Origin of the sequence: Streptomyces sp. NPDC096040 (assembly GCF_040303265.1) — a bacterium.
Lineage (GTDB): Bacteria > Actinomycetota > Actinomycetes > Streptomycetales > Streptomycetaceae > Streptomyces.
In genome coordinates this window covers 19673-43673 of the sequence record NZ_JBEOTA010000014.1, presented here as the reverse complement: position 1 = coordinate 43673, position 24001 = coordinate 19673, and the positions used below count along the sequence as shown (strand labels likewise).

29 protein-coding genes and 1 pseudogene are annotated in these 24001 nt (G+C 71.7%); 12 read left to right on the top strand and 18 right to left on the bottom strand.

Annotated elements, in window-relative coordinates; genetic code table 11:
* Positions 1-18: 18 nt before the first annotated feature.
* The gene (locus tag ABTY98_RS20415; RefSeq protein ID WP_352222494.1) at positions 19-228 is read right to left on the bottom strand and encodes a hypothetical protein; all 210 of its coding nucleotides are present in this window, start codon (positions 226-228) and stop codon (positions 19-21) included.
* A gap of 133 nt (positions 229-361) precedes the next feature.
* On the opposite strand from ABTY98_RS20415, the pseudogene ABTY98_RS20410 reads away from it, so the two are divergent.
* Positions 362-829: pseudogene (locus ABTY98_RS20410) on the top strand (RNA-guided endonuclease TnpB family protein); the annotation flags it as partial.
* Between the two features lie 58 nt (positions 830-887).
* Here the strand turns inward: ABTY98_RS20410 and ABTY98_RS20405 are convergent.
* On the bottom strand, positions 888-2024 hold the full coding sequence (locus tag ABTY98_RS20405; RefSeq protein WP_502994290.1) for a sugar ABC transporter substrate-binding protein: 1137 nt from the start codon (positions 2022-2024) through the stop codon (positions 888-890).
* A 410-nt stretch (positions 2025-2434) separates the two neighbouring features.
* Between ABTY98_RS20405 and ABTY98_RS20400 the strand changes: the two genes are divergently transcribed.
* On the top strand, positions 2435-3838 hold the full coding sequence (locus tag ABTY98_RS20400) for an alpha/beta hydrolase (protein ID WP_352222333.1): 1404 nt from the start codon (positions 2435-2437) through the stop codon (positions 3836-3838).
* On the opposite strand, the gene ABTY98_RS20395 is transcribed toward ABTY98_RS20400, so the two are convergent.
* Both ABTY98_RS20395 and ABTY98_RS20390 read right to left on the bottom strand, forming a co-directional pair.
* Positions 3821-4117, bottom strand: coding sequence for a helix-turn-helix domain-containing protein (locus tag ABTY98_RS20395; protein WP_352222332.1), 297 nt, complete (start codon positions 4115-4117; stop codon positions 3821-3823). The genes ABTY98_RS20400 and ABTY98_RS20395 overlap by 18 nt on opposite strands.
* Before the next feature lie 184 nt (positions 4118-4301).
* A complete protein-coding gene (locus tag ABTY98_RS20390) occupies positions 4302-4811 on the bottom strand; it encodes a DinB family protein (protein WP_352222331.1) in 510 nt (169 codons plus the stop codon).
* A 120-nt stretch (positions 4812-4931) separates the two neighbouring features.
* On the opposite strand from ABTY98_RS20390, the gene ABTY98_RS42370 reads away from it, so the two are divergent.
* Both ABTY98_RS42370 and ABTY98_RS20380 read left to right on the top strand, forming a co-directional pair.
* The gene (locus ABTY98_RS42370; protein WP_502994288.1) at positions 4932-5234 is read left to right on the top strand and encodes a hypothetical protein; all 303 of its coding nucleotides are present in this window, start codon (positions 4932-4934) and stop codon (positions 5232-5234) included.
* Positions 5235-5357: 123 nt separating this feature from the next.
* Entirely contained in the window at positions 5358-5666 is a 309-nt protein-coding gene (locus ABTY98_RS20380; RefSeq protein WP_352222330.1) for a hypothetical protein, read from the top strand.
* Between the two features lie 89 nt (positions 5667-5755).
* Here the strand turns inward: ABTY98_RS20380 and ABTY98_RS20375 are convergent, their stop codons facing one another.
* Positions 5756-6712: an LLM class F420-dependent oxidoreductase gene (locus ABTY98_RS20375; RefSeq protein ID WP_352222329.1), complete on the bottom strand. Its 957-nt coding sequence runs from the start codon at positions 6710-6712 to the stop codon at positions 5756-5758.
* A gap of 158 nt (positions 6713-6870) precedes the next feature.
* Here ABTY98_RS20375 and ABTY98_RS20370 point away from each other — a divergent pair, with 158 nt between their 5' ends.
* Positions 6871-7506: a diguanylate cyclase gene (locus ABTY98_RS20370; protein WP_352222328.1), complete on the top strand. Its 636-nt coding sequence runs from the start codon at positions 6871-6873 to the stop codon at positions 7504-7506.
* Between the two features lie 90 nt (positions 7507-7596).
* The gene (locus ABTY98_RS20365; RefSeq protein WP_352222327.1) at positions 7597-7806 is read left to right on the top strand and encodes a hypothetical protein; all 210 of its coding nucleotides are present in this window, start codon (positions 7597-7599) and stop codon (positions 7804-7806) included.
* Positions 7807-7883: 77 nt separating this feature from the next.
* Here the strand turns inward: ABTY98_RS20365 and ABTY98_RS20360 are convergent, their stop codons facing one another.
* From ABTY98_RS20360 to ABTY98_RS20345, 4 genes are read right to left on the bottom strand one after another with little or no spacing between them, the layout of a single operon-like run.
* Positions 7884-8900, bottom strand: coding sequence for a Ppx/GppA family phosphatase (locus ABTY98_RS20360; RefSeq protein WP_352222326.1), 1017 nt, complete (start codon positions 8898-8900; stop codon positions 7884-7886).
* Between the two features lie 26 nt (positions 8901-8926).
* Entirely contained in the window at positions 8927-9949 is a 1023-nt protein-coding gene (locus ABTY98_RS20355) for an iron-containing redox enzyme family protein (RefSeq protein ID WP_352222325.1), read from the bottom strand.
* Positions 9946-10167: a CDGSH iron-sulfur domain-containing protein gene (locus ABTY98_RS20350; protein ID WP_352222324.1), complete on the bottom strand. Its 222-nt coding sequence runs from the start codon at positions 10165-10167 to the stop codon at positions 9946-9948. Before ABTY98_RS20350 ends, ABTY98_RS20355 begins: the two co-directional genes overlap by 4 nt.
* Positions 10151-10828, bottom strand: coding sequence for a HemK2/MTQ2 family protein methyltransferase (locus ABTY98_RS20345; protein ID WP_352222323.1), 678 nt, complete (start codon positions 10826-10828; stop codon positions 10151-10153). The genes ABTY98_RS20350 and ABTY98_RS20345 overlap by 17 nt, the downstream gene beginning before the upstream one ends.
* Positions 10829-11167: 339 nt before the next feature.
* On the opposite strand from ABTY98_RS20345, the gene ABTY98_RS20340 reads away from it, so the two are divergent.
* The 4 genes from ABTY98_RS20340 to ABTY98_RS20325 all read left to right on the top strand — a co-directional run bounded on the left by ABTY98_RS20340 (position 11168) and on the right by ABTY98_RS20325 (position 15755).
* A complete protein-coding gene (locus ABTY98_RS20340) occupies positions 11168-11650 on the top strand; it encodes a flavin reductase family protein (protein ID WP_352222322.1) in 483 nt (160 codons plus the stop codon).
* Between the two features lie 97 nt (positions 11651-11747).
* Entirely contained in the window at positions 11748-12311 is a 564-nt protein-coding gene (locus ABTY98_RS20335; RefSeq protein WP_352222321.1) for a hemerythrin domain-containing protein, read from the top strand.
* Between the two features lie 567 nt (positions 12312-12878).
* A complete protein-coding gene (locus ABTY98_RS20330) occupies positions 12879-13988 on the top strand; it encodes an enolase C-terminal domain-like protein (RefSeq protein ID WP_352222320.1) in 1110 nt (369 codons plus the stop codon).
* A gap of 18 nt (positions 13989-14006) precedes the next feature.
* Positions 14007-15755: a glycoside hydrolase family 15 protein gene (locus ABTY98_RS20325; protein ID WP_352222319.1), complete on the top strand. Its 1749-nt coding sequence runs from the start codon at positions 14007-14009 to the stop codon at positions 15753-15755.
* A gap of 46 nt (positions 15756-15801) precedes the next feature.
* Here ABTY98_RS20325 and ABTY98_RS20320 read toward each other — a convergent pair whose 3' ends face one another.
* The gene (locus tag ABTY98_RS20320) at positions 15802-16134 is read right to left on the bottom strand and encodes a helix-turn-helix transcriptional regulator (RefSeq protein ID WP_352222318.1); all 333 of its coding nucleotides are present in this window, start codon (positions 16132-16134) and stop codon (positions 15802-15804) included.
* 126 nt (positions 16135-16260) lie between these two features.
* Here ABTY98_RS20320 and ABTY98_RS20315 point away from each other — a divergent pair, with 126 nt between their 5' ends.
* A complete protein-coding gene (locus ABTY98_RS20315; RefSeq protein WP_352222317.1) occupies positions 16261-17001 on the top strand; it encodes an ANTAR domain-containing protein in 741 nt (246 codons plus the stop codon).
* A 118-nt stretch (positions 17002-17119) separates the two neighbouring features.
* Here the strand turns inward: ABTY98_RS20315 and ABTY98_RS20310 are convergent, their stop codons facing one another.
* The 3 genes from ABTY98_RS20310 to ABTY98_RS20300 form a co-directional block, all read right to left on the bottom strand.
* On the bottom strand, positions 17120-17452 hold the full coding sequence (locus ABTY98_RS20310; protein ID WP_352222316.1) for a hypothetical protein: 333 nt from the start codon (positions 17450-17452) through the stop codon (positions 17120-17122).
* Positions 17453-17577: 125 nt separating this feature from the next.
* The gene (locus ABTY98_RS20305) at positions 17578-18342 is read right to left on the bottom strand and encodes a GAF and ANTAR domain-containing protein (RefSeq protein ID WP_352222315.1); all 765 of its coding nucleotides are present in this window, start codon (positions 18340-18342) and stop codon (positions 17578-17580) included.
* Positions 18343-18478: 136 nt separating this feature from the next.
* The gene (locus ABTY98_RS20300) at positions 18479-18655 is read right to left on the bottom strand and encodes a hypothetical protein (protein ID WP_352222493.1); all 177 of its coding nucleotides are present in this window, start codon (positions 18653-18655) and stop codon (positions 18479-18481) included.
* 443 nt (positions 18656-19098) lie between these two features.
* Between ABTY98_RS20300 and ABTY98_RS20295 the strand changes: the two genes are divergently transcribed.
* Positions 19099-19890 carry a COG4705 family protein gene (locus ABTY98_RS20295; protein WP_352222314.1) on the top strand — a complete coding sequence of 264 codons (792 nt, stop codon included), beginning with the start codon at positions 19099-19101 and terminating at the stop codon, positions 19888-19890.
* Between the two features lie 28 nt (positions 19891-19918).
* On the opposite strand, the gene ABTY98_RS20290 is transcribed toward ABTY98_RS20295, so the two are convergent.
* From ABTY98_RS20290 to ABTY98_RS20270, 5 genes are read right to left on the bottom strand one after another with little or no spacing between them, the layout of a single operon-like run.
* On the bottom strand, positions 19919-21298 hold the full coding sequence (locus ABTY98_RS20290; RefSeq protein WP_352222313.1) for a sensor histidine kinase: 1380 nt from the start codon (positions 21296-21298) through the stop codon (positions 19919-19921).
* Positions 21295-21957, bottom strand: a complete 663-nt coding sequence (locus ABTY98_RS20285) for a response regulator transcription factor (RefSeq protein ID WP_352222312.1) — start codon at positions 21955-21957, stop codon at positions 21295-21297. Before ABTY98_RS20285 ends, ABTY98_RS20290 begins: the two co-directional genes overlap by 4 nt.
* Positions 21911-22699, bottom strand: a complete 789-nt coding sequence (locus ABTY98_RS20280) for a phosphatase PAP2 family protein (RefSeq protein ID WP_352222311.1) — start codon at positions 22697-22699, stop codon at positions 21911-21913. Before ABTY98_RS20280 ends, ABTY98_RS20285 begins: the two co-directional genes overlap by 47 nt.
* Entirely contained in the window at positions 22696-23301 is a 606-nt protein-coding gene (locus tag ABTY98_RS20275) for a phosphatase PAP2 family protein (protein ID WP_352222310.1), read from the bottom strand. The genes ABTY98_RS20280 and ABTY98_RS20275 overlap by 4 nt, the downstream gene beginning before the upstream one ends.
* Positions 23298-23966, bottom strand: a complete 669-nt coding sequence (locus ABTY98_RS20270) for a DedA family protein (protein ID WP_352222309.1) — start codon at positions 23964-23966, stop codon at positions 23298-23300. Before ABTY98_RS20270 ends, ABTY98_RS20275 begins: the two co-directional genes overlap by 4 nt.
* Between the last annotated feature and the right edge of the window lie 35 nt (positions 23967-24001).

Here is a 24001-nt window from a genome sequence, read left to right as displayed (position 1 = left end):
TCGAGTCACCGGTGGCCATCATGATGGTGACACCGCCCTGGCCAGCGTCGCCCGCCCGGTCGGCACCAGCCGCACCTCGTAGGGCGAGGTCACGGCCTCCCAGTAGCCGACGTAGCTGCGCAGGTACGGCCGTAGTCCCGGATGCCAGGGCCGTGTGACCCGCCACAGACCGCGCAGCCGGGAGACCTCGACCGCACCGGCCGTACCGAGACGTGCACCGTGGACCACCGAGATGTTCCCTCATCGCAAGGGGTCATTCCGTGCGTTTTCACGGTAACCGTGCCGCCGCCTCCAACTCGCCCGGCACACGGTGAAGTTGTGCGGCACGCCGTGCAGGTCCGGTGACGGGAGCCCCGGCCGCTCCAAGGTCGCCGACGCACGCCGCGAGTTCCACCACCAGCTCTCCACGAAGCTGATCTCCGAGAACCAAGGGATCGCCGTGGAGGACCTGTCGGTGGCGGCACTGGGCCGCACCAAGCTGGCCAAGTCCGTGCACGACGCCGGATGGTCGTCGTTCAGCAGCATGCTGGAGTACAAAGCCGCCCGGTACGGCCGCACCCTGGTGAAGATCGGCCGGTTCACACCGGCCTCCCAGACCTGTTCCACCTGCGGTGCCGTGGACGGACCCGAACCCCTGAGCGTGCGGGAATGGACCTGTTCCGCCTGTGGCACCGTCCACGACCGGGACACCGACGCCGCGATCAACGTGAAGACGGCCGCCGGACCGGCGGTATCGGCCTGCGGAGCGCCGGTAAGACCAGGAGCAATCCCGGCACAGCGCGAGGAAACAGGAAGCCACGGACTCCCGACCGGAAACCGTGCCGCGTAGCGGCACAGCAACCAGTCAAGGGAGGCCGGAATCCTCGCCCGTCACGGCGAGGAGCATGTCAATTCAGCCCGATCGCCGCGCAGTCCGCCGCGTACTTCGGGGTGCAGATCTCGTCGACGGAGTAGACGCCGTCCGCGACCACGGTGTCCTTGATGTTGTCCTTCGTGAGGGACACCACCGGCACGAGCGTCGCGGGGATCTTCTTCCGGGTCGGGCTGTCGACCGTGTCGCGGGTCAGCGCGTCGTACTGGATGTCCCGGCCCTGCACCTTGTACACCGCCATCTGCGCGGCCTGGGTGGCCTCGTCCAGGAAGGACTTGTAGACGGTCATGTACTGCTCGCCCGAGACGACCCGCTGCACCGCGTCCAGGTTGGCGTCCTGCCCGGTCACCGGCGGGATGCTGGTGGCTCCCGCTTTCTTCAGCGCGTCGATGACGGCGCCCGCCATGCCGTCGTTGGCCGAGTAGACGGCGGCGATGTTCTTGAGGCCGACGGCCTTGATCGCCTTCTTCATGTTCGCCCCGGCGACCGCCGGCGACCACTTGTCAGTGTCGTACGCCTTGGCTATCCGGACCTTGTTCCGGAACTCGTCGAGGGCGCCGTCCTTGAAACTGGCCGTGTTCGGGTCCGCGGGGTCGCCGTTCATCATGACGATCTCGCTGGTCTCCGCCTTGGTGCCGAGCGCCTCCACGATGGCGCGGCCCTGGACCTCGCCGACGAGTTCGTTGTCGTGGGAGACGTACGCGTCGATCGGGCCCTGGGCGAGCCGGTCGTAGGCGATGACGGGGATGCCGGCGTCCTTCGCCTTCCGGACCTCCGGCGCGATGGCCTTGGCGTCCACCGCGTCCACCAGGACGACGTCGACCTTCTGGTCCACCATCCGCTGGAACTGCCGGCTCTGGGTGGCCGGATCCGCCTCGGCGTTGGCGTAGACGACCTTGCCCTTGCCGTGGGTGAGGGAGGCGACCTCCTTCTTGAGGATGGGGTGGTCGAAGTTCTCGAACCGGGCCGTGTCCTTGTCGGGCAGGAGCAGCCCCACCGTGATGTCGTCGCCCTTCTTCGCGGACGGGGAGTCACCGCTCGCGCCGATGCTGTCGACGACGCCGCACGCGCCGAGCGTGAGAGCGGACGTGGAGACGGCCAGGGCCAGGGCGATACGGGGCACGGGGGTGCCGCGGAGGACAGGAGCGCTCACACCAGGCGCCTTCCGAGTGGGGGGACATCATGCGCGACCGATGATGTGAAGGAAGCAAACGCGGAGCGGGCGGGTGCGTCAAGACGTATGGACAACACGGCGGTTGGGGCGTACGGGGCACAGTGGGGCGGGGTCGGGTGGCGGGGTGGGTGTTCCCGCTGGTCAGGTCGGGGTGGCCGGGGCGGCAGGCGGTACAGGTCACCGTGTGCACGGATTTCGGCGGACCTGAACCGGGGGGACCGGCCGAAGCCGCGAGACACCCCCGGTCCCTTCGCGGGCGCTATCGCGACGGCAGCTTTGTTGTGCACTTCATTGACGGCAGCAGAGAAACGGCCCTATGTTTCTGGACGCTTCGTTCAGTGCACTGAGTACTGCACCGGGTACTCCCCCACGTACAAGGAGCCGCCCCCATGCCCGCCGTCACCCGCCCCCGCGCCTCCCGCACCCGGCTGCGTATCGCCCTCGCCGCCCTGGCAACGCTCGCGTCCTCGGCCCTCGCCACCCTCCCCGCACCCGCCGCCCGGGCAGACGACGCCGCGGCCGCCGGCCACCTCACCGGCACCCTCTCCGACGGGGCCACCTGGGTCGCGGACGTACCCGGCCGCTGGAACGGCACCCTGCTGCTGTTCAGCCACGGCTTCGGCCCCACCGTCGCCCAGGACGCCCCCACCGACGCCGTGCGCACCGAGCTGCTCGCGGAGGGCTATGCGATGGCGGGGTCGTCGTACGACCCGAACGGCTCGATGTGGGCTCTGGACAGCGCCGAACGCGACCAGTTCGCGACCCTCGACGCGGTCACGGCGAAGATCGGCGAGCCCCGGCGCACACTGGCCGTCGGCCAGTCCATGGGCGGGCTCGTCAACGCCCAGCTGGCCCGGGACGGCGGCGGCCGTATCGACGGCGCGCTCGGCCAGTGCGGCCTGGTCGCGGGCGGCACCGACCTGGACAACTACCAGCTGGACGCCGAGTACACGATCGCCCGACTGCTGCTGCCCGGGCAGGACGTGAGACTCGTACGGTTCGACACCGCCGCCGACGCCTCCGCCACCGCCGGCCTGCTCACCCAGGCGGTGACCGCCGCCCAGGCCACCCCACAGGGCCGCGCCCGGATCGCGCTGGCCGCCGCCTTCCTCAACCTGCCCGCCTGGTCGCCCGGAAAGGACCGGCCCGCCGCGACCGACTGGGCGGCCCAGGAGGCGCAGCAGTACGACTGGTTCGCGCAGGGCATCCTGGCGTTCGTGGAGGGCGGCCGATACGCCGTGGAGCGGTCCGTCGGCGGCAACAACTCCTGGAACCGGGGCGTGGACTACGCCCGGCTGCTCGCCGGTTCCGAGCACGCGCCCCAGGTCCACGCCCTCTACCGGGCGGCCGGCCTCGACCTCCGTGCCGACCTGCGCACCCTGACGGAGGGCGCCACGACCACCGCCGATCCCGGCGCCGTCCACACCGCGTGGCGCACCTCCTCCGCCGGTCAGGGACTCGACGTTCCCCTGCTCGACATTCACACCACCGCCGACAACCTGGTGCCGGTCCAGCAGGAGAGCCGCTTCGCCGCCCGGGTGCGCGCCGCCGGCGACGGCGCACTGCTGCGGCAGGCGTATGTCGAACGGCAGGGCCACTGCACGTTCACTACCGCCGAGACCGTGGCCGCCCTGCACGCCCTCGAACACCGCGTCGGCACCGGCCACTGGGACGACGCCGCGACCCCCGCCGCGCTCCAGCGCTCGGCCACCGCGCTCGGCCTGGACGGGGCGGCCTATGTCCCGTACCGGCCGGGCCGGTTGACGGTCGGCCGGTCACCGTCCGGGATGTGAGGGCGGCGCCAGGGCCTGGAGCGCGGACAGGGCGCCGTTCGTGATCGGGGACGGCGGTGCCGACTCGGGCGGGACCGTACGGAAGGTGCTCGGGGGCATGCCGTAGACCGCGCGGAACCGGCGCGAGAAGTGGTACACGTCGGCGAAGCCGCACTGGACCGCTGTGGCACGGAGCGAGATGCCTGCGCCATGGGCACGTCGGCGTCGGGGGGCGCCCAGGGCAGCAGGGCTGGCGTCCGGCCGTACCGCGGCGATGCGGACGGTACGGGCGAGCGTCATCGTCATTCTCCGTGTGTGGGACGGAAGTTCGGGACGACTGAGACGTTAGGTCGGTCGGCCCCACGACAATCGGACCAATCCGGCATATCAGCCGGACGTCCGCGACCCGTAAGGATTGACAGCCGACAGCCCCCAGCTCAATGACCTGGGGGCTGTTCGACTCAAGGCTCGGGTTGATGGGCGCTCAGGCTCCTACGCTCCCGTCGATGCCCTCCCGCAGCAGGTCGGCGTGCCCGTTGTGACGGCCGTACTCCAGGAGGACGTGCGTCATCACCATCCGCAGCGACACCTCCTCCTCCCACCTCGGCTGATATCCGGCCTGGTCCAGGGAGCCGGCCTCGCGCTCGATACGGCGCGAGGTCTCCACCTCGTCCTCCCAGGCCTTGAACGCCTCGTCCCGGGTCGACCCGCTCGCGTCGTACGCCGCCTGGAAGTCGATCCTGTCGGACCAGACCATGGGCGCGTCACGGTCCTCGAACACCCGCCGGAACCAGGCCCGTTCCACCTCCGCCAGGTGCCGGACCAGACCGAGCAGCGAGAGCGTGGACGGTGGCATCGACTGCTGCCGCAACTCCTCGTCGGTGAGCCCTTCGCACTTCATGGCGAGGGTGGCGCGGTGGTAGTCGAGAAAGGCCCGCAGCATGTCGCGTTCACTTCCGAAGGCGGGCGGTCCTATGCGGTTGTCGCTGGTCACTGACCGTGCTCCTCTGTCCATTCCGGTATCCGGGGGGGGAGCCACGGTACCCAGTGCACCCCGTCACATCTCTCGGAACAGATCATCCGAGTAGGGCGGGGACCGGGGGCGTCACAGCGGATGCCAGGTCGCGTTCTCGCCCTGCGGCCGCACCCGGCCGAAGACCACGTCCGCGAAGTGGATGCCGAAGCCGAGGGTGTCCGGGCGCAGGAGTTCGGCGATCAGACGGCGGCGGTGGCGCTCCGACTGGGCGGGGTCAGCCCGGTCCGCTGGGCGGACACCCTGCATGTCCTCCACGAGGAGCTGGACTCCACCGCGTTCCTGGACATCGGCCCCGGCGCCACCCTCGCCGGCCTGGCGAGGCGCACCCTGCCGGAGGTCCCGACCCACCGCTTCAAGGCCCCGGCCCCGCAGACGGTCTGACCTTTCATCAACCTCGGAGGCCGAGAACACGCCACAGGTGGGTCCGCCGCTGTCGACGGACTCCTGTCCGATACACAGGATCCTGCCAGGCCCGCTTTAATCGCCGACGAAATCGTCGGCGACATGACCGACTCGACGCACGGACACAAACCGGGAACGCCGGCGGCCCACCGCTCCCGCCGCCGGTTCATGAACAAGGCACTCCTCGCCGGCGGCGTCTCGGCCGTCGCGGCCATGGGCGGCTACGCCGCCATCATGGCCGGCGCCGACGAATCGTCCACCACCGCCGCCGACGCCACCGCGAGCGCCTCCCCGTCCGGCCCGCCCTCCGGTGGCGGCTTCGGCCAGACCATCGCGTACGACGACTTCACCCCCAACGGCAACGACTACGGAGTGGACCTGCTCAAGCTCCACCTGGCGACGGGCCACTGACACGCTCCACGCCGTGCCTCCAGGGCAACAGGGCAACCCCCAGGCCGCGGGCCTGGGGGTTTTCGCGAGGTGCCGCCCGTACCGCGCTGTCAGCCCCGCAGTCGCGGCAGGATCTTGGTGCGGTAGAAGTCGAAGAAGTTCTGCTGGTCCTTGCCGATCTGGCTGACGTACACGGTGTCGAACCCCGCGTCGACGAACGCGGTCAGGGCCTCGATGTGCGTGTCCGGGTCGTCACCGCACGGCACCGCGGAGGCCACCTGGTCCTCCGTGACCGACGTGGACGCCTGCTCGAAGTGGCGCGGTGTGGGGAGTATCTGCGCGAGCTCCCCGGGGAGTTGCTCGTTCGCCCACAGGCGGTGCGCGGTGCGGATCGCCTCCTGCCGGTCCGTGCCCCAGCACACCTTGAGTCCGCCGTAGACCGGCTTGGTGGTACCGCCGGCACGGCGGAAGCGCTCGACGAGGGCGGCGTCGGGCATCATCGTGATCAGGCCGTCGCCGATCCGTGCCGCGACCTCGGCGGCCTGCGGGCCGAAGGCGGAGACGTCGATGGGTACCGGCTCGTCGGGCAGGGTGTACAGGCGGGCGTTCTCCACCGTGTAGTGCTTGCCGTAGTGGCTGGTCGGTTCGCCGGTGAGCAGCTGCCGGATGATCTGGAGTGCTTCCTCCAGCATTTCCAGGCGTACCGGCGCCTCGGGCCAGTGCGTGCCGAGGATGTGCTCGTTGAGGGCTTCGCCGGTGCCGACTCCCAGTCGGAACCGGCCGCCCAGCTGGGCGGCGCTGGTGGCGGCCGCCTGGGCGATCACCGCCGGATGGGTGCGCATGATGGGGCAGGTCACGGCTGTTTCGACGGGCAGCGAAACGGCCTGTGACAGGGCGCCGATCACCGTCCACACGAACGGACTCTGGCCCTGGTTGTCATTCCACGGGTGGTAGTGGTCCGAGATCCAGAGCGAGTCGAAGCCGGCCTGCTCGGCCATGCGGGCCTGTTCGACGAGTTCTGCCGGGCTGTGCTCCTCGCACGAGAGGAAGTATCCGAAGTCGGGCATCGCGTTCTCCCAGGTGGAGCGTGGGGTGGCGGGTCTGGCAACGCGCCCCCGAGTACCCGCTGGTCCGGCTGGCCTAACCAGGGCGTGCGGGGGCCCTGGGCGTGCGGGAGGGTACGGGGAGGCGGGCCGTACGAGGCCGTGGCGGATGGGAGGTTGTCATGGGAGCAGCGCGCTTTCTGCCCCGGAAGGTCTGGCGACAGTGGCGGCGGGCCGACGAGTTGCGGGCCGGGCCGCACGCGGCCGCTACGGAGGCCGCCGCTCGGCGTTTTCTGCTACTCGGGCTCCTGCCTCTGTGGGTGGTGCCCGGCCTCACGGACTGGTGGATGCACCGACGGACGGGCATCGAGCGCACCAGCGGCACGAAGGAGTCCGTGGTCCACGCGCTGATGATGACCGAGGTCGGAGTGCCGGTCCTCATGGGCCTGCTCGCCCGCGTCAACCCCCTGGTGCTCACCACGATGGGCGCCGCTGCCGTGGCGCACGGTGCCACCGCGTTGTACGACGTCTCGCTGGCCACGGGCGAGCGCGAGATCCGCCCGGTCGAGCAGCACATCCACAGCTTCCTCGAGGTACTGCCGCTCACCGCTCTGGCGTTCACCGCCTGCCTGCATCCCGACCAGGTCCGCTCGACACTGCGTGGCGGCCCGCATCCGCAGGACTGGCGCCTGCTGCCCAAGGAACGGCCGCTGCCCGCCGCGTATCTCGCGGGACTCGCCGGCGTGATCGGGTTGGGGGTCGTCGTTCCGTACGCCGAGGAACTGCGCCGCTGCCTGCGGGCCCGGCCCGGGGTGTAGGGCGGAGCGCAGGGCTCCCCGTGCTTCGGGCGGGACTCATGGGAACCCGTCGGACTCGAACGACCTTCGACGCGAGCGGGGTGACCGCAGATGTCCGATCCACAGCAGCCGGAACAGCGACGCAGCGACAAGGGCGGCGCGACACCGCGGGACAGCGCCGAACTCAAGGCGTCGCAGACCCAGGCGAAGGGCGGTCGTGCCCACGGCACGGACAAGGGCGACAAGGGCGGTGGCAAAAGTGGAGGTGTGCCGCCGGACCAGCAGACCGAGCACCCGCTGACCGGAGACAGTTGCCTCTGACGGGCCAGGCGCGCAGACCCGGGAAAGAGACGAAGCCCGCCGTCTCCCTGCACGAGGGGGCCCCGGCCGCGTCGTGGTCACCCACGCACACTCGGCGGTGTCGCGATCCGCAGCGGAACCCCGGTGGCCGTCACCGGCTGGTCCGTGCCCTCTGCGATGTCCGACCACCAGGCGGCCCCGTCTTCGATGTAGCGCAGCAGGACTCCCTCCCGGATGGCCCAGGGGCAGATCGCGGTGGTCCTGACCCCCGTCAGCTTCATGGCCGTGTGGCCCACGACGGCTCCGGCCAGGCTCTGGCCGGCCCGCGGTGCCGAGATACCCGGAAGTTCCGCCCGCTCGGACGCGGGCAGAGCCGCGAGGACGTCGATGCAGCCACGCAGGTCGCGCCGGGCCAGGGAGCGCGGCATGAAGGGCCCCTCGCGTCCGGGCGCGGCGCCACACAGCCGCGCCAACTGCTGGAAGGTACGCGAGGTCGCCACCGCCGTGCGCGGGCCCTCCCAGCGGATCCGTGCGGCCACGTCCCGCAGCTGGTGGCGCACCCTGCGCCGCAACGACTTCACGAGCCGCGCGCTCGGCGGAGCCTCGCCGTCGAAGAACTCCCTGGTGAGCCGGTTCGCGCCGAGCGGTAGCGAGGCCACGAAGTCGGGCAGGCGACCGCGTCCGAAGGCCACTTCCAACGAGCCGCCGCCGATGTCGAAGAGCACCAGCGGCCCGGCCTGCCAGCCCATCCACCGCCGCGCGCCCAGGAAGGTCAGTTCGGCCTCCACCTCCCCCGGCAGCGTGCAGATCTGCACACCGGTCCTGGTGCGGATGGAGTGCAGCACCTCCAGCCGGTTGGGGGCGTTGCGCACCACCGTCGTCGCGAAGGCCAGCGGCCCGGCGGCCCCCCATCGCTGCGCCGTACTGCCCGCGGCGGCGACCGCCTCGACCAACCTGTCGACCGAGTCGTCGGTGATACGCCCGTCGGCGTCGACCTGTTCGGAAAGACGCAGCTTCCACTTGGCGGTGTGCACGGGCAGCGGGACTCCGCCCTCCGCGTCCGCCACCACCAACCGGACCGTCTTCGCCCCCACATCCACCACGCTCAGTCTCATGGTGCCGGGGTACCCCCGGCGGGGCATCACCAGTCCGCTGCCCCGCGCAGCACCGTGCCGCCCTCGTGCCAGGCGCCGAGGAGCCTGGCGGCCAGGCTTTCCTCGAGATGGGTGGTCGCGCGGATCCCGAAGACGATGTCGGTCTCCAGGTGCGGTTCGGCCGCCAGGAGTCCGCCGACGACGTCATGGCGTACGACCTGTTCGTGGACCGCGTCCGCTTCCACGTGCTCGGTGTAGAACCGCACGGCCGCGGGACCGGCGCCCACCCGGCGCAGCGCCTCGGCCAGGCGGCGCGAGGCGGGGGACGAGGTCACCTCGACGGCGGCGAAGTGACCGACGAGCGCCCCGCGCAGCGCCCGATGCAGACCGAACAGCGACATCAGGTTGACGGTGGCCAGCGCCTCGGGCGGCGCCGCGTCGACGTAGTGCCCGTAACGCGTGTCCAGGCCCAGGTCCGCCATGAGGTCGGCGAACAGCTGCGCGTGGATCTCGTCGGCACGGCCTGCGCCGAACTCGTCGAACTCCACGGCGACCATGGCCGCCTTGGCCCGCCCGTGCAGCCTCGGCAGGACCCAGGCGTGCGGGTCCGCTTCCTTCAGGTGGTACAGCGAACGCAGCGCCGCGTATGCGCGCAGCTGGTCGAGGCTGCCGTGGTCCCGGAGGAAGTGCGAGACGCTGCCGGAGCCGTCCACCGGTTCGACCTGGAGTTCGTCCAGCGCCTGCCGAGCCGTGTCGGTGGCGTCGATCGGTACGTCCGTGCGCAGCGCGCTCAGGAAGCGGTCCTCGATCGCACCTCGCAGGGCCAGCAGCCGGCTGTCCCACTCCAGGTCCTCGCTCACGCCCTCGAAGCCCTGGTAGTGCAGCTCGTAGAGGACGTAGAGGGCGAGTTGCAGATCGTCGCCGTACGGCGAAGAGCCTGCCGGGGACGGCATGCTGCCGGGATCCGATCCGCGCAGCCGGGCGGTCACGGCGGCGGAGAGCGCGCCGCGCGGCTCGGGCACCGGCGGGGGCCGCAGCCGCGACTGCTGTCGGGGCGGGGAGTGGCTCACCCGGCGCCCCCTTCGCCGGGCCGCCTGTCGCGGCGGCGGTGGCTGGTGTCGCACCAGGGGAAGGTACGGCTGCGCCGGCAGGTGCAGACGGCCACGGTGAAGCGCTTCGAGACGGTCACCTCGCCGTCCTCGCCGACCACTTCGACCGGCCCCTCGATGAGCAGGGGTCCGTCGCGCTGGACGCGGACGCGTCGGGGTCGTTCAGATGGGTTGGGCACGGATCACCACCAGCTCCTCTGTCGTGCCGTCCGCCGTCAGTCCTTGTTCACGCAGCCAGGCGAGCCGGGAGCGCAGTACGCGGCCGAAGGGCAGCCGGGCCCGGTCGACGACCTCCGCGCGCAGACCGGCCTCCGCCAGGCGGGTCAGCGTGGTCCCGGTGCCGCACAGGTGCGAGTGGACCATCAGGAGTGTTCCCGTCGGCCGCAGCACCGCCGGCGCGGTGTCGCAGATGCGGTCGATCAGCAGCCGCCCGTTCGTTCCGGCGTCCCAGGCCCGGGCAGGGCCCCTCGTCGGCAGGGGTCCGGGGGCGGGCACATAGGGCGGGTTGGAGATCACCAGATCGAAGCGGCGGTCGGGCACGGCAGTCGCGAGATCACCGTGGCGCACGCGCAGGGTCTGCCCGTTCAGCACCGCGTTCAGCCAGGTGGCGGCGACCGCGCGCCAGGAGATGTCGACGGCGGTGACCCGTCCGCCGAGGCGGGCGGCCTCCACCGCGAGCATGCCGCTTCCGGCGCCCAGATCCAGTACGTCCGTCTCCGGGCCGACCCCCTCGCGGCGCATCGCCCGTCCCAGGAGCCGGGTGTCGGTCTGGGGGCGGTAGACGCCCGGGGGTACCCAGCAGCGCGGGCCCGGGCCGGCGGTGAGAGCTTCGGCCGTCATGGGGCCGTCCTCGGCCGGGCGTCCGCAACGGCAGCGCGGACGGCGCCCGCGTGACTCCGTCCGGGGCGTCGTCTCCCGGGCCGGATGGGCGAGGCGATGGCCGGGGCGCGGTCGCGGTCGATGGCCCTTTCGAAGGGGTGGTTGATGATGAAGAGTTCTTTCACGGTCGCTCCGGGGTCGCAGAACGGGCGCCGCTGCGCGGGAAGGTTCCGGCAGCGGCTCACGAGTACCCCCTGGCCGCAGACGTAACTGGACGGAACAGCGTCGCCCCTCGGTGGCCGGGTTCATGTGCTGAACTGGTACCGGTGGGACGGACGGACAGGACGGGAGTGAGGGCACGTGCCCGACGTCGAGGGGTTCGTGGGCCGGCTGGATCCCGAGATGTGTGTGGTCACGGCCGCGGCGGGCGAGGAGCGGTCGGGGTGCCTGGTGGGCTTCTTCTCGCAGTGTTCCATCCGGCCGGTGCGGTTCATGGTGTGGCTCTCCACGGCCAACCACACCTACGGGCTCGCCCGCACCGCGGGCCGTCTGGCCGTTCACCTGCTGACGCCTGAGCAGCACGAACTGGCCGCCCTGTTCGGCGGGGAGTGCGGCGAGCAGGTCGACAAGTTCGCGCGCGTGCCGTGGACGCGGGGACACGGCGGCGCGGTCGTCCTGGAGGACGCGGCGGCCTGGTTCGTCGGCACGGTCGAGCGGCAGGTCGAGGGCGGGGACCACGTCGGGTTCGTCGTCGCACCCGTGCAGTGGGGCGAGCGGACCGGCGGCCGGGCGCTGCGGCTCCATGAATGCCTGGACATCACTCCTGGACATCCGGTGGATTGAGCCGGCCCAGGATTGGCCCACCGTCGCCGAGGGCACTCGAAGCGCGCCTCGCGTCCGCACCGACCGGGACGGGGCGACTTCGAACGGAGGTGCTGTGATGGGACACGGCGGAGATGTCATCAACGAGTTGGTGACGGACCACCGAGAGGTCGAGGAGCTCTTCGGAAAGATCGACGGGCTGCCCTCGGGGGACAAGAACCGCAAGATCTACGCCGATCAGGCCACGATGGAACTGGTACGGCACTCGGTGGCCGAGGAGGAGTACCTGTACCCGGCCGTACGCGAATACCTGGCCGACGGAGACGCGATCGCCGACAAGGAGATCGCCGATCACTCCAGGGCCGAACAGATCATGAAGGATCTGGAGAGCTGCGAGGCCGGGGACCCCGAGTTCGACCGGCTCATCGGTCTGCTGATGAGCGAGATCCGCTCGCACGTCGCCGACGAGGAGCGCAGTCTCTTCCCCATGCTGCGTCTGGCGGCCACCGCGGAAGCACTCGACGACCTGGGCGACAAGGTCCGGCAGGCGAAGAAGCTGGCGCCGACCCGCCCGCACCCCTCCGCGCCGGACACCCCTCCGGCCAACAAGATGCTGGCTCCCGGAGCCGGTCTCGTCGACCGACTGCGCGACACGCTGACCGGCCGCGGGAAGAGGGGCTGACGTCCGGTCCCGCCACGGCCGGAGGAATCGCCGGGCTCAGGCGGCCTCCGCCCGTCCTCGCCACAGCGGCCGCCGCCCGTCCTGGCCACAGCGGCCGCCGCCCGTCCTGGGCACAGGGGACCGACCAGTCCGGGGCTGTGCAGGTCGGCGACGGGCGCCAGGAGATCCGGTGACGCAGCAGCGCGGCCGCCCGCGGATCCCGTGCCCCGGATGCGACAGGACGCCGGAACCCGGCCGCCGGCCGCGTCGTGCGGGCACTGTCCGCCGGCGGGGCGACGGCCGTGCCGGCCGGCTCCGGGTCGGTCGGCAGACCGGCCGCCCAGCTCGCCACGACCTCGTCCGCCCAGGTGCGCCAATGGAGCTCGCTCTCGTGGTCCCTCGCGTCGGCGCCCGTGGTCCGGTCGAGCCGTGCGGAGCCGCCGGGTCCCGCCACGGCGGCCACCGCCGGGTTCCGGGCCGCCGTACCCCCCGGCCGGACCGCTGCGGCCTGACCTGGATCACCACCGCCGAGCGCGTCCTGCACCGCACGGTCGACGTTCCGCCCGCAGCCCGCACAGGGAGACGACAATGACTGACACCCCGGTCGTGGAGCGCGTGGACAGCGCCGTCTTCACCGTGCCCACCGACGCGCCCGAGGCGGACGGCACCCTCGCCTGGGACAGCACCACGCTCGTCCTGGCCACCGTCCGCTGCGGCGGAGTCACCGGGCTCGGCTACACCTACGCGCCCGCGGCCGCCGCGCGTGTCGTCGACGACCTGCTCGCCGGCGTGGTCGTGGGCAGTGTGGCGTTCGACGTGCCACGGATCAGCGAGGCCTTGCACCGGGCGGTGCGCAACGCGGGACTGCCCGGCGTGGCCGCGCAGGCGATCGCCGCCGTGGACATCGCCCTGTGGGACCTGAAGGCACGTCTGCTCGACGTCCCGCTCGTCCGCCTGCTGGGCGCGGCACGCGACGATGTGCCGGTCTACGGCAGCGGCGGCTTCACCACGTACGACGCCGAACGCCAGGAGCGGCAACTGCGCGGCTGGACCGAGGAGGACGGCATCCCCCGCGTCAAGATCAAGATCGGGGAGTCATGGGGCCGGTGCGAGGAGCGGGACCGGCGGCGGGTCGCCCGGGCGCGCGCCAGCATCGGCGACCGGCCCGAACTGTATGTCGACGCCAACGGCGGCTACGGCGCCAAACAGGCCGTCCGCGTCGCCCGTTCACTCGCCGACGAGGGTGTGACCTGGTTCGAGGAACCGGTCTCCTCCGACCACCTCAGCGCCCTCGCGACCGTCCGCGGTCTGGTCACCATGGACGTCACGGCGGGCGAGTACGGCTACACCCTCCCCTACTTCGAGCACATGCTCGCCGCGGGCGCGGTGGACTGCCTGCAGGCCGACGTCACCCGGTGCGGCGGCATCACCGTCTGGCTGCGTACGGCCGCCCTCGCCCAGGCCCGTGGCATCGAGATCTCGGGCCACTGCGCCCCGCACGCCCACGCCCATGTGGCCGCGGCAGTGCCCAACCTGCGCCACCTGGAGTGGTTCCACGACCACGTCCGCATCGAACGCCTCCTCTTCGACGGCGTCCTGGACCCCGCCGACGGCACCATCGCCCCCGGCGCGGACGGAGCGCCGGGGCTGGGCCTGACCCTGAACGCCGAGCGCGCGCGACCGTACCGGGTGGGCTGAGGCAGGAGGCACACACCAATGAGCAGCACGACCTTTCCGCCGCACCCGCTGCACGACTACGCGCTGCTGGCCGACGGGGAGCGCGGCGCCCTGATCGGACCGGACGGCGCCATCGGCTGGCTCTGCACTCCGGCCTGGCACGACGACGCCGTCTTCGCCTCCCTCGTCGGCGGCCGGGGCGTCTACGCCGTGACCCCGCACGGCCGTTACGTCCCCGGTGGCTACTACGAGGAAGGCACCCTGATCTGGCGCAACCGCTGGACCACCAACGAGGGCGTCGTGGAGTGCCGCGACGCCCTCGCCTTCCCCGGCGAGGAGGGCCGCCTGGTCCTGCTGCGGCAGCTGGCCGCCGTGGACGGGCCCGCCCAGGTGCGGGTCGTACTGGACCCGCACGCCGACTACGGCCGCGCCGCGCTGGACTCCGTGCACCGTGATGACGGCGTCTGGCACCTGAACACCGGCCGCCATCAGCTGCGCTGGCAGGGCGTCCCGTCCGCGACAGCCGGACCTGACGGCCTGGTCGCCGATCTGCGGCTGGAGCCCGGCGAGCGCCGCGACCTGGTCCTGGAGTGCTCCGACTCGCCGCTGCCGCGCGCGCTCCCGCGCGCCCCGCAGGCATGGGCCGCTACCGAGGACGCGTGGCGGCGGGCGGTACCCCCGCTGCGGCAGACCATCGCCGTCACCGACGCCAGACGCGCCTACGCCGTGCTGCGCGGGCTGACCACCCGCGGCGGCGGCATGGTCGCCGCGGCCACCACCAGCCTGCCCGAACGGGCCGAGGAGGGCCGCAACTACGACTACCGGTACGTGTGGATCCGCGACCAGAGTTTCACCGGACAGGCCGCGGCGGCCGCCGGGGCACCCGAACTGCTGGACGCCGCCGTCCGTTTCGTCACCGAGCGGCTGCACGCGGACGGCCCGGACCTCGCCCCTGCCTACACCGTGCACGGCACGGCCGTACCCGGCCAGTGCGAACTGGACCTGCCCGGCTATCCCGGGGGCTTCGACCGGATCGGCAACCGGGTGCGTGACCAGTTCCAGCTGGACTGCTTCGGCGAGGCACTGCTGCTGTTCGCCGCCGCGGAACGACACGGCCGGCTGAACGCCGACGGCTGGAAGGCCGCCGACTACGCCGTGCGGGCCGTCGGCGAACGATGGCGCCAACCGGACGCGGGTATCTGGGAGTTGGGCGCCCGGCGCTGGACCCACAGCCGGCTCACCTGCGTAGCCGGGCTTCGCGCCCTGGCCGACGCGGCACCGCACCGCCCGCTCGCCGGCACCTGCGACCGACTCGCCGACACCCTGCTGACCGCGACCACGGCCACCTGCCTGCACCCGGACGGCCGCTGGCAGCGCGCACCCGACGACCCGAAGGTGGACGCCGCGCTACTGCTTCCGGCCGTGCGCGGCGCCCTGCCCGCCGACGACGTCCGCACCCGGGCCACCCTCGCCGAGTGCCGGCGTGAGCTGGCACAGGACCACTTCGTCTACCGTTTCCGCCACGACGACAGGCCCCTGGAACAGGCCGAGGGAGCGTTCCTGCTGTGCGGCTTCGTGATGGCCCTGGCCGAACACCAGCAGGGTCATACGGTCGCCGCGCACCGCTGGTTCGAACGCAACCGCGGAGCCTGCGGCGCGTCCGGCCTGTACGCCGAGGAGTTCGACATCGCCCAGCGACAGCTGCGCGGCAACCTCCCGCAGGCTTTCGTCCACGCACTGCTTCTCGAAGCGTCCGCCCGCCTGTCCGAGGCCCCGCACCTCGCCTGAAGGTGTGCCGGCACCGGCTCCTGCCGCACCGTCGCAACGGGCAGGCTCATACCCGACGTTTGTCGCGCTCGTGGTCGTGCCGGAGGAGGAAGGAGAGCAGTTCGGCGACGGGGAGGCCGCCTTCCGCCGGGTGACGGAGACTGGTGTCCGGCTGGATGCGGTAAATGTTGCTCCGGCCGTCGCGGGTGTGGGTCAGGTACCCGTCGGACTCCAGGTCGGTGATGATCTTCTGGACCGCCCGTTCGGTGAGCCGACAGCGTGCCGCGATGTCGCGAATGCGGGTGGATTGGTTCTCCGCGATGGCGACCAGCACGCGGGCGTGGTTGGTGAGAAACGTCCAGCCGATGTGTGGCTCTGGTGCCTCAGCTACTTGCGCCATGGTTCCCAGACTAGACGTGTTGTTCGCGCATTCAAAACACTGAAATATCTTTCCGGTATCCCTTGACGTGTAATTGGTCGGTGGGTCAATCTTGTGGAGAGCTTGTGCCGTCGTGTGGAGGCAGCCATGCAGCAGCGACGGATCCCGCACAGTGCCGGCGCCGCAGGTGCGAAGGCAGCCGGGACCCCGGCGGTCGACATGCCGTACGAACCCGAGATTCGCACGTGGTCGCGCGACGGCACCGTGACCGTCGTGATCCGCGGCGAGCTGGACATCGCCGGCGAGCCAGTGCTGAAGTCCGCGCTGGAGGACGCCGTGAACCAGTGCCGTGACCACGTGGAACTGGACCTGGGCGGAGTCGGGTTCTGTGACTGTTCCGGGCTGAACGTGCTGCTGGCAGCGCGGCGGCACGCCGCCGGGCAAGGCAAGACCCTCAGCGTGGGAGCGATCGGCCCCGCTGTGACGAACCTCTTGATCAAGACAGGAACATGGCCGTTGTTGGCGGGTACCTGGGCGGCGAAGGACGCCCGGAGCGGGGAGACGGAGGACGCCCTGAGCGACGAGATCGAGGACGCCCCGGGTGCGGAGGACCTTCTGGCAGAGGTCGCTCACCTGCGGCGGGCCATGCGTACGCGACCGGCCATCGACCAGGCCACGGGCGTTCTGATGGCGACGTTCTCCCTCACCTCCGAGGACGCCTGGGCCGTGCTGGTAACGGTCTCCCAGAACACGAACACCAAGCTGCACCACATCGCCGAGGAAGTCCTGGCGGCAGTGCAGGGCGACTCACTGCCCGACGGTCTGCAGACCCAGCTGGCCGCCGCGGTGGGCGCGCTCCGCGCCGACGAGGGCAGCTCGTCCGGATGAGCTCCCGACGAGAGGGGCCCGGGCGCGGCGGGCGACCGGAGTCCGCGAGGGCCTGCGCGACCGGACCGCCCGGACTCGGCTCAGTTGCGAGGCCGCGCCTCGACGATGGCGTCCGGTGTCATATCGCGCGCGACCAGGGCCCGAGCGGTCTCGGTGAGCCGGACCCCGCGCTCGCGTAGGTGATGAGCAGCCGGGCAGCCTCGCCGATCGTGGCGCCCGTGTACTGGGCGACCATGCCCTTGGCGATCTCCAGGGTGGCCTTGGCCGCGATGACGCTCTGCGCCCGGGTGGCGACATCGTCGACGTGGGGCGGCTCGGAGACCGGTGCACGAGGGCGAGCGCCGCGGAGTCCGCGAGGGCCTGGGCGAGATGCACGTCGTCCTCGGACGGGCGTCCCGGCGTGCCGGCGCAGCAGGGTGAGGACGCCCAGGGGGCGCTCGTGCAGAAGCACCGGGACCGCCTGGACCGCCCCGGGGCGTCGGCCATCGCGATACCCGCCGCGTCCACGTTCAGCAGGCTCTGGCAGGCGTGGACCAGGTGCCGGAAAAGGTGCAGCGGGTCGCGGGTGACGGCCGTTCAGTCATCGCGGAGGTCCATGGTGCGGTTGATGATCGCCTGGGCCACCTCGGTGGAGGTACTGCCCTGGGCGAAGGCCCGCGCACGCAGGCGTAGCAGCGCTTCCTCGGCGCTCACGCCAAGCTGCATCATGATCATCCCGGTGGCCTGATGCACCTCCTCTCGATCCGACTCCGCTCCTGTCAGCCACGCCACGACTCCTTCGGGGTCCGGGGAAGCTTGATCAAGGGCGATGACCGCGAGGGTGACCGCGTCGGCCACCAGCGACGCGGTCCGCACGTCCTCACGACTCAACGAGCCCGGCGTCTCCCGGTACAGATCAAGCGTCCCCAGCGCACTTCCGGCACCCGCCAGCGGCACCGAGAAAACCGCCCCCACTTCGGCCTTGGCGGCCTGAACGGAGAACAGCGGCCAGCGTCGGGTGTCGGGGGCGTCGGCGAGATTCGTCGCGAACACGGGCGTGCGCAGCCGGACCGCGTCGAGGGACGGCCCTTCACCGAGGGTCAACTGGATCTCCGCCAGCCGTGCGGCGATCCCGTCGCTGGCGAACAGCACGACTCCCCTGTCCGGACCGTCCGCGAGCACTGTCACCACGAGCCCCGACACCATGGGAAGCAGCACGACACAGGCACGGCACAGAGCGTCGGGGACCTCCACCGGTGACCGTCCGCGCACCGCGGCGGTGAGTTCGTGAGCGACGCGGGCACGCTCGACGTCCGTATCGTCCTCGGCGTCCCCGCCGCCCAACAGGTCGTCACCGGACATGACCCTCACCTCCCCGAGGCCACATCGCACCACTGCTTACCCCCGATCTTGGCACAGCGCGGCAGAGGTGACCGTGCCCATGACCCCGCCGCACCCCACACGAGGGCGGGTGAGGCGCGTCCGGGGTGCCGGCGGCTCAGTCCTCACCCCGTACGACGTTCCAGTCGTCCCCGCGCCCCGTCTGACCCGCCTCGCCATCGATCGTCGCACGCACCCAGGTGCGTATCCCCTGCCCGCGCAGGCGACGCGCCTTCGCCCACCCCGTCTCGGCTCGGCGGACACTGCCCGTCTTCATGACTGCTTCCATGGTCACGGCATCTCATCTTCTCTCTGCCCCAGGCCGTCCCGGTCCGGTCGGTTGCCCCTGCCCGTCGTCTCCCGAGTCCCCAACCGACCCGGCCGGAAACGCTGGTCCAGACCACTGCCTTTCTTGCGCTGAAGCCGGTTAAAGAAATGGAAACAGTGCGCTTCATCGGAGTGCGACCGCTTGGCAGACCCACAGGGCCCGGGACAGCTCACCGCCGCCACCGAGGCACTGGCCCGGCGCACGACGGACCCGGACGACCCGGAGTGACCGCCGACGTACACGGGGAGAGCCACTACCACCGCCCGTACGCCGCTGACCAGCGCATCCGCCACGGCGTTCAGGTTGTGTTCAGGTTCGGAGAGACGTCGGGCAACTCCAACCCCAGAAGCCACAAACTTCTGGCAAAGGGGTCTGGGGCACCTCCTGGGCGTCGTGCCATCGTCCTTGCCATGACGACCGATCACCTCACGCACAACCGGCCCGCGGGCCACATCCGTCACGCGGCGAGCAAGGTGCCGGAGGTGACCGTCTATTTCTGGATCATCAAGGTGCTGACGACCGGCATGGGAGAGACGGCCTCCGACTTCCTGGCCCATGCGCTCGGCCCCATTCCTGCCGTCGGCATCGGTGGCGTCGCCCTGGTGGCGGCCCTGGCGGTGCAGTTCGCCGTCAGGCGGTACGTGGCCTGGGTCTACTGGACGGCGATCGTCATGGTCAGCGTGTTCGGCACGATGGCCGCCGATGTCCTGCACGTCGGCCTCGGGGTGCCCTACGCGCTCTCGACGCCGTTCTTCATGGCCGCGCTGGCCGTCGTCTTCGTCCTCTGGTACCGCAGCGAAGGCACGCTGTCCATCCACAGCATCCACACCCGGCGCCGGGAGACCTTCTACTGGGCGACCGTCCTGGCCACGTTCGCGCTGGGCACCGCCGCGGGGGATCTGACCGCCACGATCGGCCTCGGCTATCTGGGATCCGCCGTTGTGTACGGCCTTGCGATCGCCGTTCCCGCCGTCGCGCACCGCTGGGGCAGCCTGAACGCGGTGGCCGCCTTCTGGGCCGCCTATGTCATCACCCGCCCGCTCGGCGCCTCCCTCGCCGACTGGATGGCGGTCAACCGGGGCCGGGGCGGGCTCGACCTCGGCCTGGGGCCGGTCACGCTGGCCTGGACGGTGGCCATTCTCGGCTTCGTCGGCTATCTGGCCCTCTCCCGCAAGGACGTCCAGCACGACACCATGGGGTGATACGGCAGACCGCCGAGCGCGTCTGCCGTCACCCGGCAGGCAGGCTGACCACGAACCGTGCGCCGGGCGTGTGCCCGGGGTCGTCCGCCACCTCGCCGCCGGCGGAGCGGGCCAGACGTCGCGCCAGCGGCAGCCCCAGGCCCGCTCCGCCGTGCCCGTCGCCGGGATCCGCACGGCGACCGGGCTCGAAGAGCTGTCCGGCGAACGAGGGCGGTACGCCGGGTCCGTCGTCGATGACGTCGACGCGTACGCCGTCGGGCGCGGAGTAGGAACGGACGGCGACACTGGTGTGCGCGTAGCGGCAGGCGTTGGCGAGGAGCGGGCTGACGATGCGTTCGAGGAGGGCGGGCGGGACTCCGGCCACCAGGGGAGGGCCGTCGGTGGTGAGCGTCACGTGGTCCGGCACGTCCAGGGCTTGGGTGAGGCGGCGCAGCGTGGGCAGGACCTCCACGGTGCCGGGAGCTGTGAGTGTGCCGTTGCGGGCGTCCTCCAGGAGGGTGTCGCAGATGGTGCGCATGGACTCGGCGGCATCCGCGATGACCTGGTGGGTGGCGTGGGTCTGTTCGGCCGTGCGGGGGCGGGCCTGCCACCAGTCGAGTTCGGCGATGATCCGGCTCAGCGGTGTGCGCAGCTCGTGCGAGAGTTCCCCGGTGAGCTGCCGCTCGTGGCGCAGCAGGGTGCGGATACGGTCCAGGATGGCGTCCAGCGACGTGCCGAGGCGGGCGAGTTCGGCGGGGTGGCGCATGCTGCCGAAGCGTTCCTCGGAGGCGACGGCGCTCCACTGGGTGGCCTGGTCGGTCATCGTACGGACGGGGCGCAGCGCGCGGCCGACCGCCAGCCGTGTCAGGGCGTAGGTGCAGGCGAGCATGACGGCGTCCAGGACGAGCGATCCCAGCAGCAGGGTGTCGGCCGAGCTCCGGTAGGGGGAGAGGTCCAGCGCGGTGACCACCGTGGCCTCGCTCCTGGCTCCGGGCACCGGCTGGGAGCACAGCCGGAGGGGGCCACGCACGTCGACGGTGACGCACCGCCGGCCGCCGTGCCCGGCGAGTGTGTCGGCGACGCGGGTCAGGGACCCGGCGGCCGGCGGTGCCTCGAGCAGGCGGCGGCCGGCGTAGATCCACACGTTGGCGTCGAGGAGGTCGTCGTGGGAGGTCTCCAGGACGCGTACGGTCGTGCCGCTGGTGTCGACGGTCGTCGCGACGGCGGCGGCGCGGGTGCGCAGTTCGTCGTCCGCCTGGTGCTGGAGGCGGTGCTGGGCCACGGCATTGAAGGCGACGGTGAGGACCAGCATCAGCAGCGTGGCCGTGACCAGGGCCACGAGTGAGAGCCGGCCGCGCAGCGTGCGGGGCGCCAGACGGTGCAGGAGGGCGGTTGCGGCCGGCCGCGGCCGGTGGCGGACCTCGCTCATGACAGGCGGTGGCCGATGCCGCGGGCCGTGCCGATCGTCCGGTCGCTGCCCGCCTCGCGCAGTTTGCGGCGCAGCCTGGTCAGGTACTGGTCGAGGGTGTTGTCGTGGACCTGGGCCCCTTCGGGCCAGCCCGCCCGGACCAGCTCGCGGCGGCGCACGATGGCGCCGGGAGCGGCCATCAGCGCGGCCAGCAGACGGAACTCGGTCGGCGTCAGATCGACCCGGGTGTCCCGTACACCGACCGTGTGCCGGACCGCGTCCAGGACCAGGTCTCCCGCTGTGGCGACCGGCGGCGGCGCGGCCCGTTTGAGAGCTGCCCGCAGGCGGGCCGCGAGTTCGGCGAGATGGAACGGCTTGGGCAGATAGTCGTCGCCTCCGGCCGAGAACCCGGACAGCCGGTCGGCGAGCCGGTGGTGGGCGGTCAGGAAGATGACGGGAGCGAGGAACCCGTTGGCGCGCATCGCCTGGCACACGTCCCGCCCGTCCGCGTCGGGCAGCCCGATGTCGAGCACGGCGGCGGAGACGCCGGGGGTGGCCAGCCGCAGGGCGGTGGCGCCGTCCGGCGCGGGGACGGTGTCGAAGTCCTCGTCGCGCAGCCCGCGCACCAGCACGTCACGCAGGCCGTGATCGTCCTCGACGACCAGGATCGTCTGCCGCATGGTCCTCCCTCGGTTCGCGTGTGGTGTCCGGCCGGCCGCCCGCTGCTTCCGTCGGCTCCTCCGCTCCGCGCACTGTGTCCGTCCGCGTGGCGTTCGGCGTCCAGCGCCCGGGCGGCCAGCGGGTCACGGCGCCCAGACACACTCCCAGCCAGCCGAGGGCGAACAGCCAGCCGCCGGCCACGTCGGTGAACCAGTGCACCCCGAGGTAGATACGGGTCAGCCCGACCAGCACGCCCCAACAGCCGATGACCAGGGCGAGCGGGGTCCTGCCGCGCGGGCCGCGCACGCAGACCGCGATGATCAGCAGTCCCGCTGTGAGGGCCGATGTGGTGGTGTGTCCGGACGGGAACGCCCATCCCGAGGCATGGGTGGCCCAGTCCGCATGGGGTGGCCGTGGCCGGGAAACGAGTGTCATCACCCCGTATCGCAGTGCCTGGCCCGCTCCGAGGCAGGCCAGGCAGAGCGCGACGGCGAGCGCACGCTGCCGGAGGGTCCGTCCCGCGACGATTCCGGCGAGCACTGCCAGTGCGTACGGGACGACACCCGTCCCGGTGACGGTCAGCCCGTGGGCGAACGCCACCGCCACGTCCGGCCGGTGGGCGACGGACCATGTGAGCAGGTCGTGGTCCGCGAACAGCGGTCTGCCGTCGTGGCCCCCCACGGCCGCGGCCAGCAGGCCGAACGCGATCCATGCGCCGAGGCCGCAGCTGCCGGCCAGTTCGGCGGCGTCGCCGCGCTTCATGACGTCGCCAGCAGCGGGCGCAGACGGGTAGCCGTGAGCCGCACGGCCAGGGGCTCCGCCCACCGGCGTAGCACGGGCATGGCGGCCATCACGGTGAGCGCGCCCACCATGGCTCCCGCCACCACGTCGTGGGGGTAGTGCACACCCACCCAGACCCGAGAAGCCGCCATCGCACCGGCGGCCACCACGGCGACCGCGCCGAGGCGGCGGACGACGAACAGCAGGGCGACGGCCGCCGCGGCGGCGATGGCCGTGTGGTTGCTGGGGAAGGACCAGTCGCCACGCGCCGGACAAGCCTCCAGGACAGTCACTTTCAGGCTTTGGCAGGGCCGGTTCTCGTGCACGAGCAGCTTCAGCGCCGCATCGATTCCGTAGGCCACCACCACGACGAACGGCACCGCGAGCGCCGTCACCGACGCGGTGGCGTCCACCCGTCGCGCACTCCACCAGCCGACGACCATGAGCACCGCGAACACAGCGAGCCCGTACGTCGACCACGCCGACACGGCGTCGTTCAGCCAGGCGGGTGCGTGCTGGGCGAGGCGGACCACGTCGGTATAGGCCGAGCCGTCGATGGACGCCCCGCCGAAGGCGAGGATCATCCCTGGGCCTCCTTCGCCTTCGCCTCCCGCCGCGAGCGGTACACCTCGGAGGCGAGCGGAATCAGGGACACGGCCACGATCACCGCGACCATCGGCAGCAGATACCGGTCCACGTTCGGTACGGAAGAGCCCAGCGCGTAGCCCGCCAGCGTGAGACCGAGGCTCCACGCCAGCCCGCCGACCACCTGCCAGACGGTGAAGGTCCGTACCGGCACCCGCAGGGCGCCCGCCATCGGGTTCAGGACCGTGCGCACCACCGGAACGAAGCGGGCCAGCACGATCGCCTTCGCGTACCCGTAGCGCTCCAGTAGCTCCTCGGCGCGCTTCGCCCCCTCGTGCAGGCGGGCCGAGCGGCTACGGTCGAGCAGGGCGCCGCCCGCTCTGCGGCCCAGGAGATATCCGCACTGCGAGCCCGCCAGCGCCCCCACCGCGGCGGCGATCAGGAGCGGGCCGAGCGACAGCTTCAGGCCGCGGTCGGCGGTGCCGGTGCACAGCAGGCCCGCCGTGAAGAGCAGTGAGTCGCCCGGCAGGAAGAAACCGATCAGCAGCCCGGTCTCGGCGAACAGCACCACAGCCACGCCCAGCACGCCGAAGGCGGACAGCAGCGAGCGCGCATCCAGCACATTGACAGCGAGCTGCGACGATAGGTGCATGGCTGTGGTCATCGTCGAGGGTCCCTTCATCGTTCGCCCGGACAGCC

Coding starts and splice junctions, on each gene's coding strand:
- ABTY98_RS20330 (WP_352222320.1), top strand. CDS start 12,879: ATGACTGACACCCCGGTCGTGGAGCGCGTGGACAGCGCCGTCTTCACC.
- ABTY98_RS20360 (WP_352222326.1), bottom strand. CDS start 8,900: ATGAGACTGAGCGTGGTGGATGTGGGGGCGAAGACGGTCCGGTTGGTG.
- ABTY98_RS20335 (WP_352222321.1), top strand. CDS start 11,748: ATGGGACACGGCGGAGATGTCATCAACGAGTTGGTGACGGACCACCGA.
- ABTY98_RS20375 (WP_352222329.1), bottom strand. CDS start 6,712: ATGCCCGACTTCGGATACTTCCTCTCGTGCGAGGAGCACAGCCCGGCA.
- ABTY98_RS20290 (WP_352222313.1), bottom strand. CDS start 21,298: ATGAGCGAGGTCCGCCACCGGCCGCGGCCGGCCGCAACCGCCCTCCTG.
- ABTY98_RS20365 (WP_352222327.1), top strand. CDS start 7,597: ATGTCCGATCCACAGCAGCCGGAACAGCGACGCAGCGACAAGGGCGGC.
- ABTY98_RS20345 (WP_352222323.1), bottom strand. CDS start 10,828: ATGACGGCCGAAGCTCTCACCGCCGGCCCGGGCCCGCGCTGCTGGGTA.
- ABTY98_RS20270 (WP_352222309.1), bottom strand. CDS start 23,966: ATGACCACAGCCATGCACCTATCGTCGCAGCTCGCTGTCAATGTGCTG.
- ABTY98_RS20370 (WP_352222328.1), top strand. CDS start 6,871: ATGGGAGCAGCGCGCTTTCTGCCCCGGAAGGTCTGGCGACAGTGGCGG.
- ABTY98_RS20315 (WP_352222317.1), top strand. CDS start 16,261: ATGCAGCAGCGACGGATCCCGCACAGTGCCGGCGCCGCAGGTGCGAAG.
- ABTY98_RS20305 (WP_352222315.1), bottom strand. CDS start 18,342: ATGTCCGGTGACGACCTGTTGGGCGGCGGGGACGCCGAGGACGATACG.
- ABTY98_RS20275 (WP_352222310.1), bottom strand. CDS start 23,301: ATGATCCTCGCCTTCGGCGGGGCGTCCATCGACGGCTCGGCCTATACC.
- ABTY98_RS42370 (WP_502994288.1), top strand. CDS start 4,932: ATGCCAGGTCGCGTTCTCGCCCTGCGGCCGCACCCGGCCGAAGACCAC.
- ABTY98_RS20295 (WP_352222314.1), top strand. CDS start 19,099: ATGACGACCGATCACCTCACGCACAACCGGCCCGCGGGCCACATCCGT.
- ABTY98_RS20280 (WP_352222311.1), bottom strand. CDS start 22,699: ATGAAGCGCGGCGACGCCGCCGAACTGGCCGGCAGCTGCGGCCTCGGC.
- ABTY98_RS20395 (WP_352222332.1), bottom strand. CDS start 4,117: ATGACGCTCGCCCGTACCGTCCGCATCGCCGCGGTACGGCCGGACGCC.
- ABTY98_RS20400 (WP_352222333.1), top strand. CDS start 2,435: ATGCCCGCCGTCACCCGCCCCCGCGCCTCCCGCACCCGGCTGCGTATC.
- ABTY98_RS20380 (WP_352222330.1), top strand. CDS start 5,358: ATGACCGACTCGACGCACGGACACAAACCGGGAACGCCGGCGGCCCAC.
- ABTY98_RS20285 (WP_352222312.1), bottom strand. CDS start 21,957: ATGCGGCAGACGATCCTGGTCGTCGAGGACGATCACGGCCTGCGTGAC.
- ABTY98_RS20325 (WP_352222319.1), top strand. CDS start 14,007: ATGAGCAGCACGACCTTTCCGCCGCACCCGCTGCACGACTACGCGCTG.
- ABTY98_RS20320 (WP_352222318.1), bottom strand. CDS start 16,134: ATGGCGCAAGTAGCTGAGGCACCAGAGCCACACATCGGCTGGACGTTT.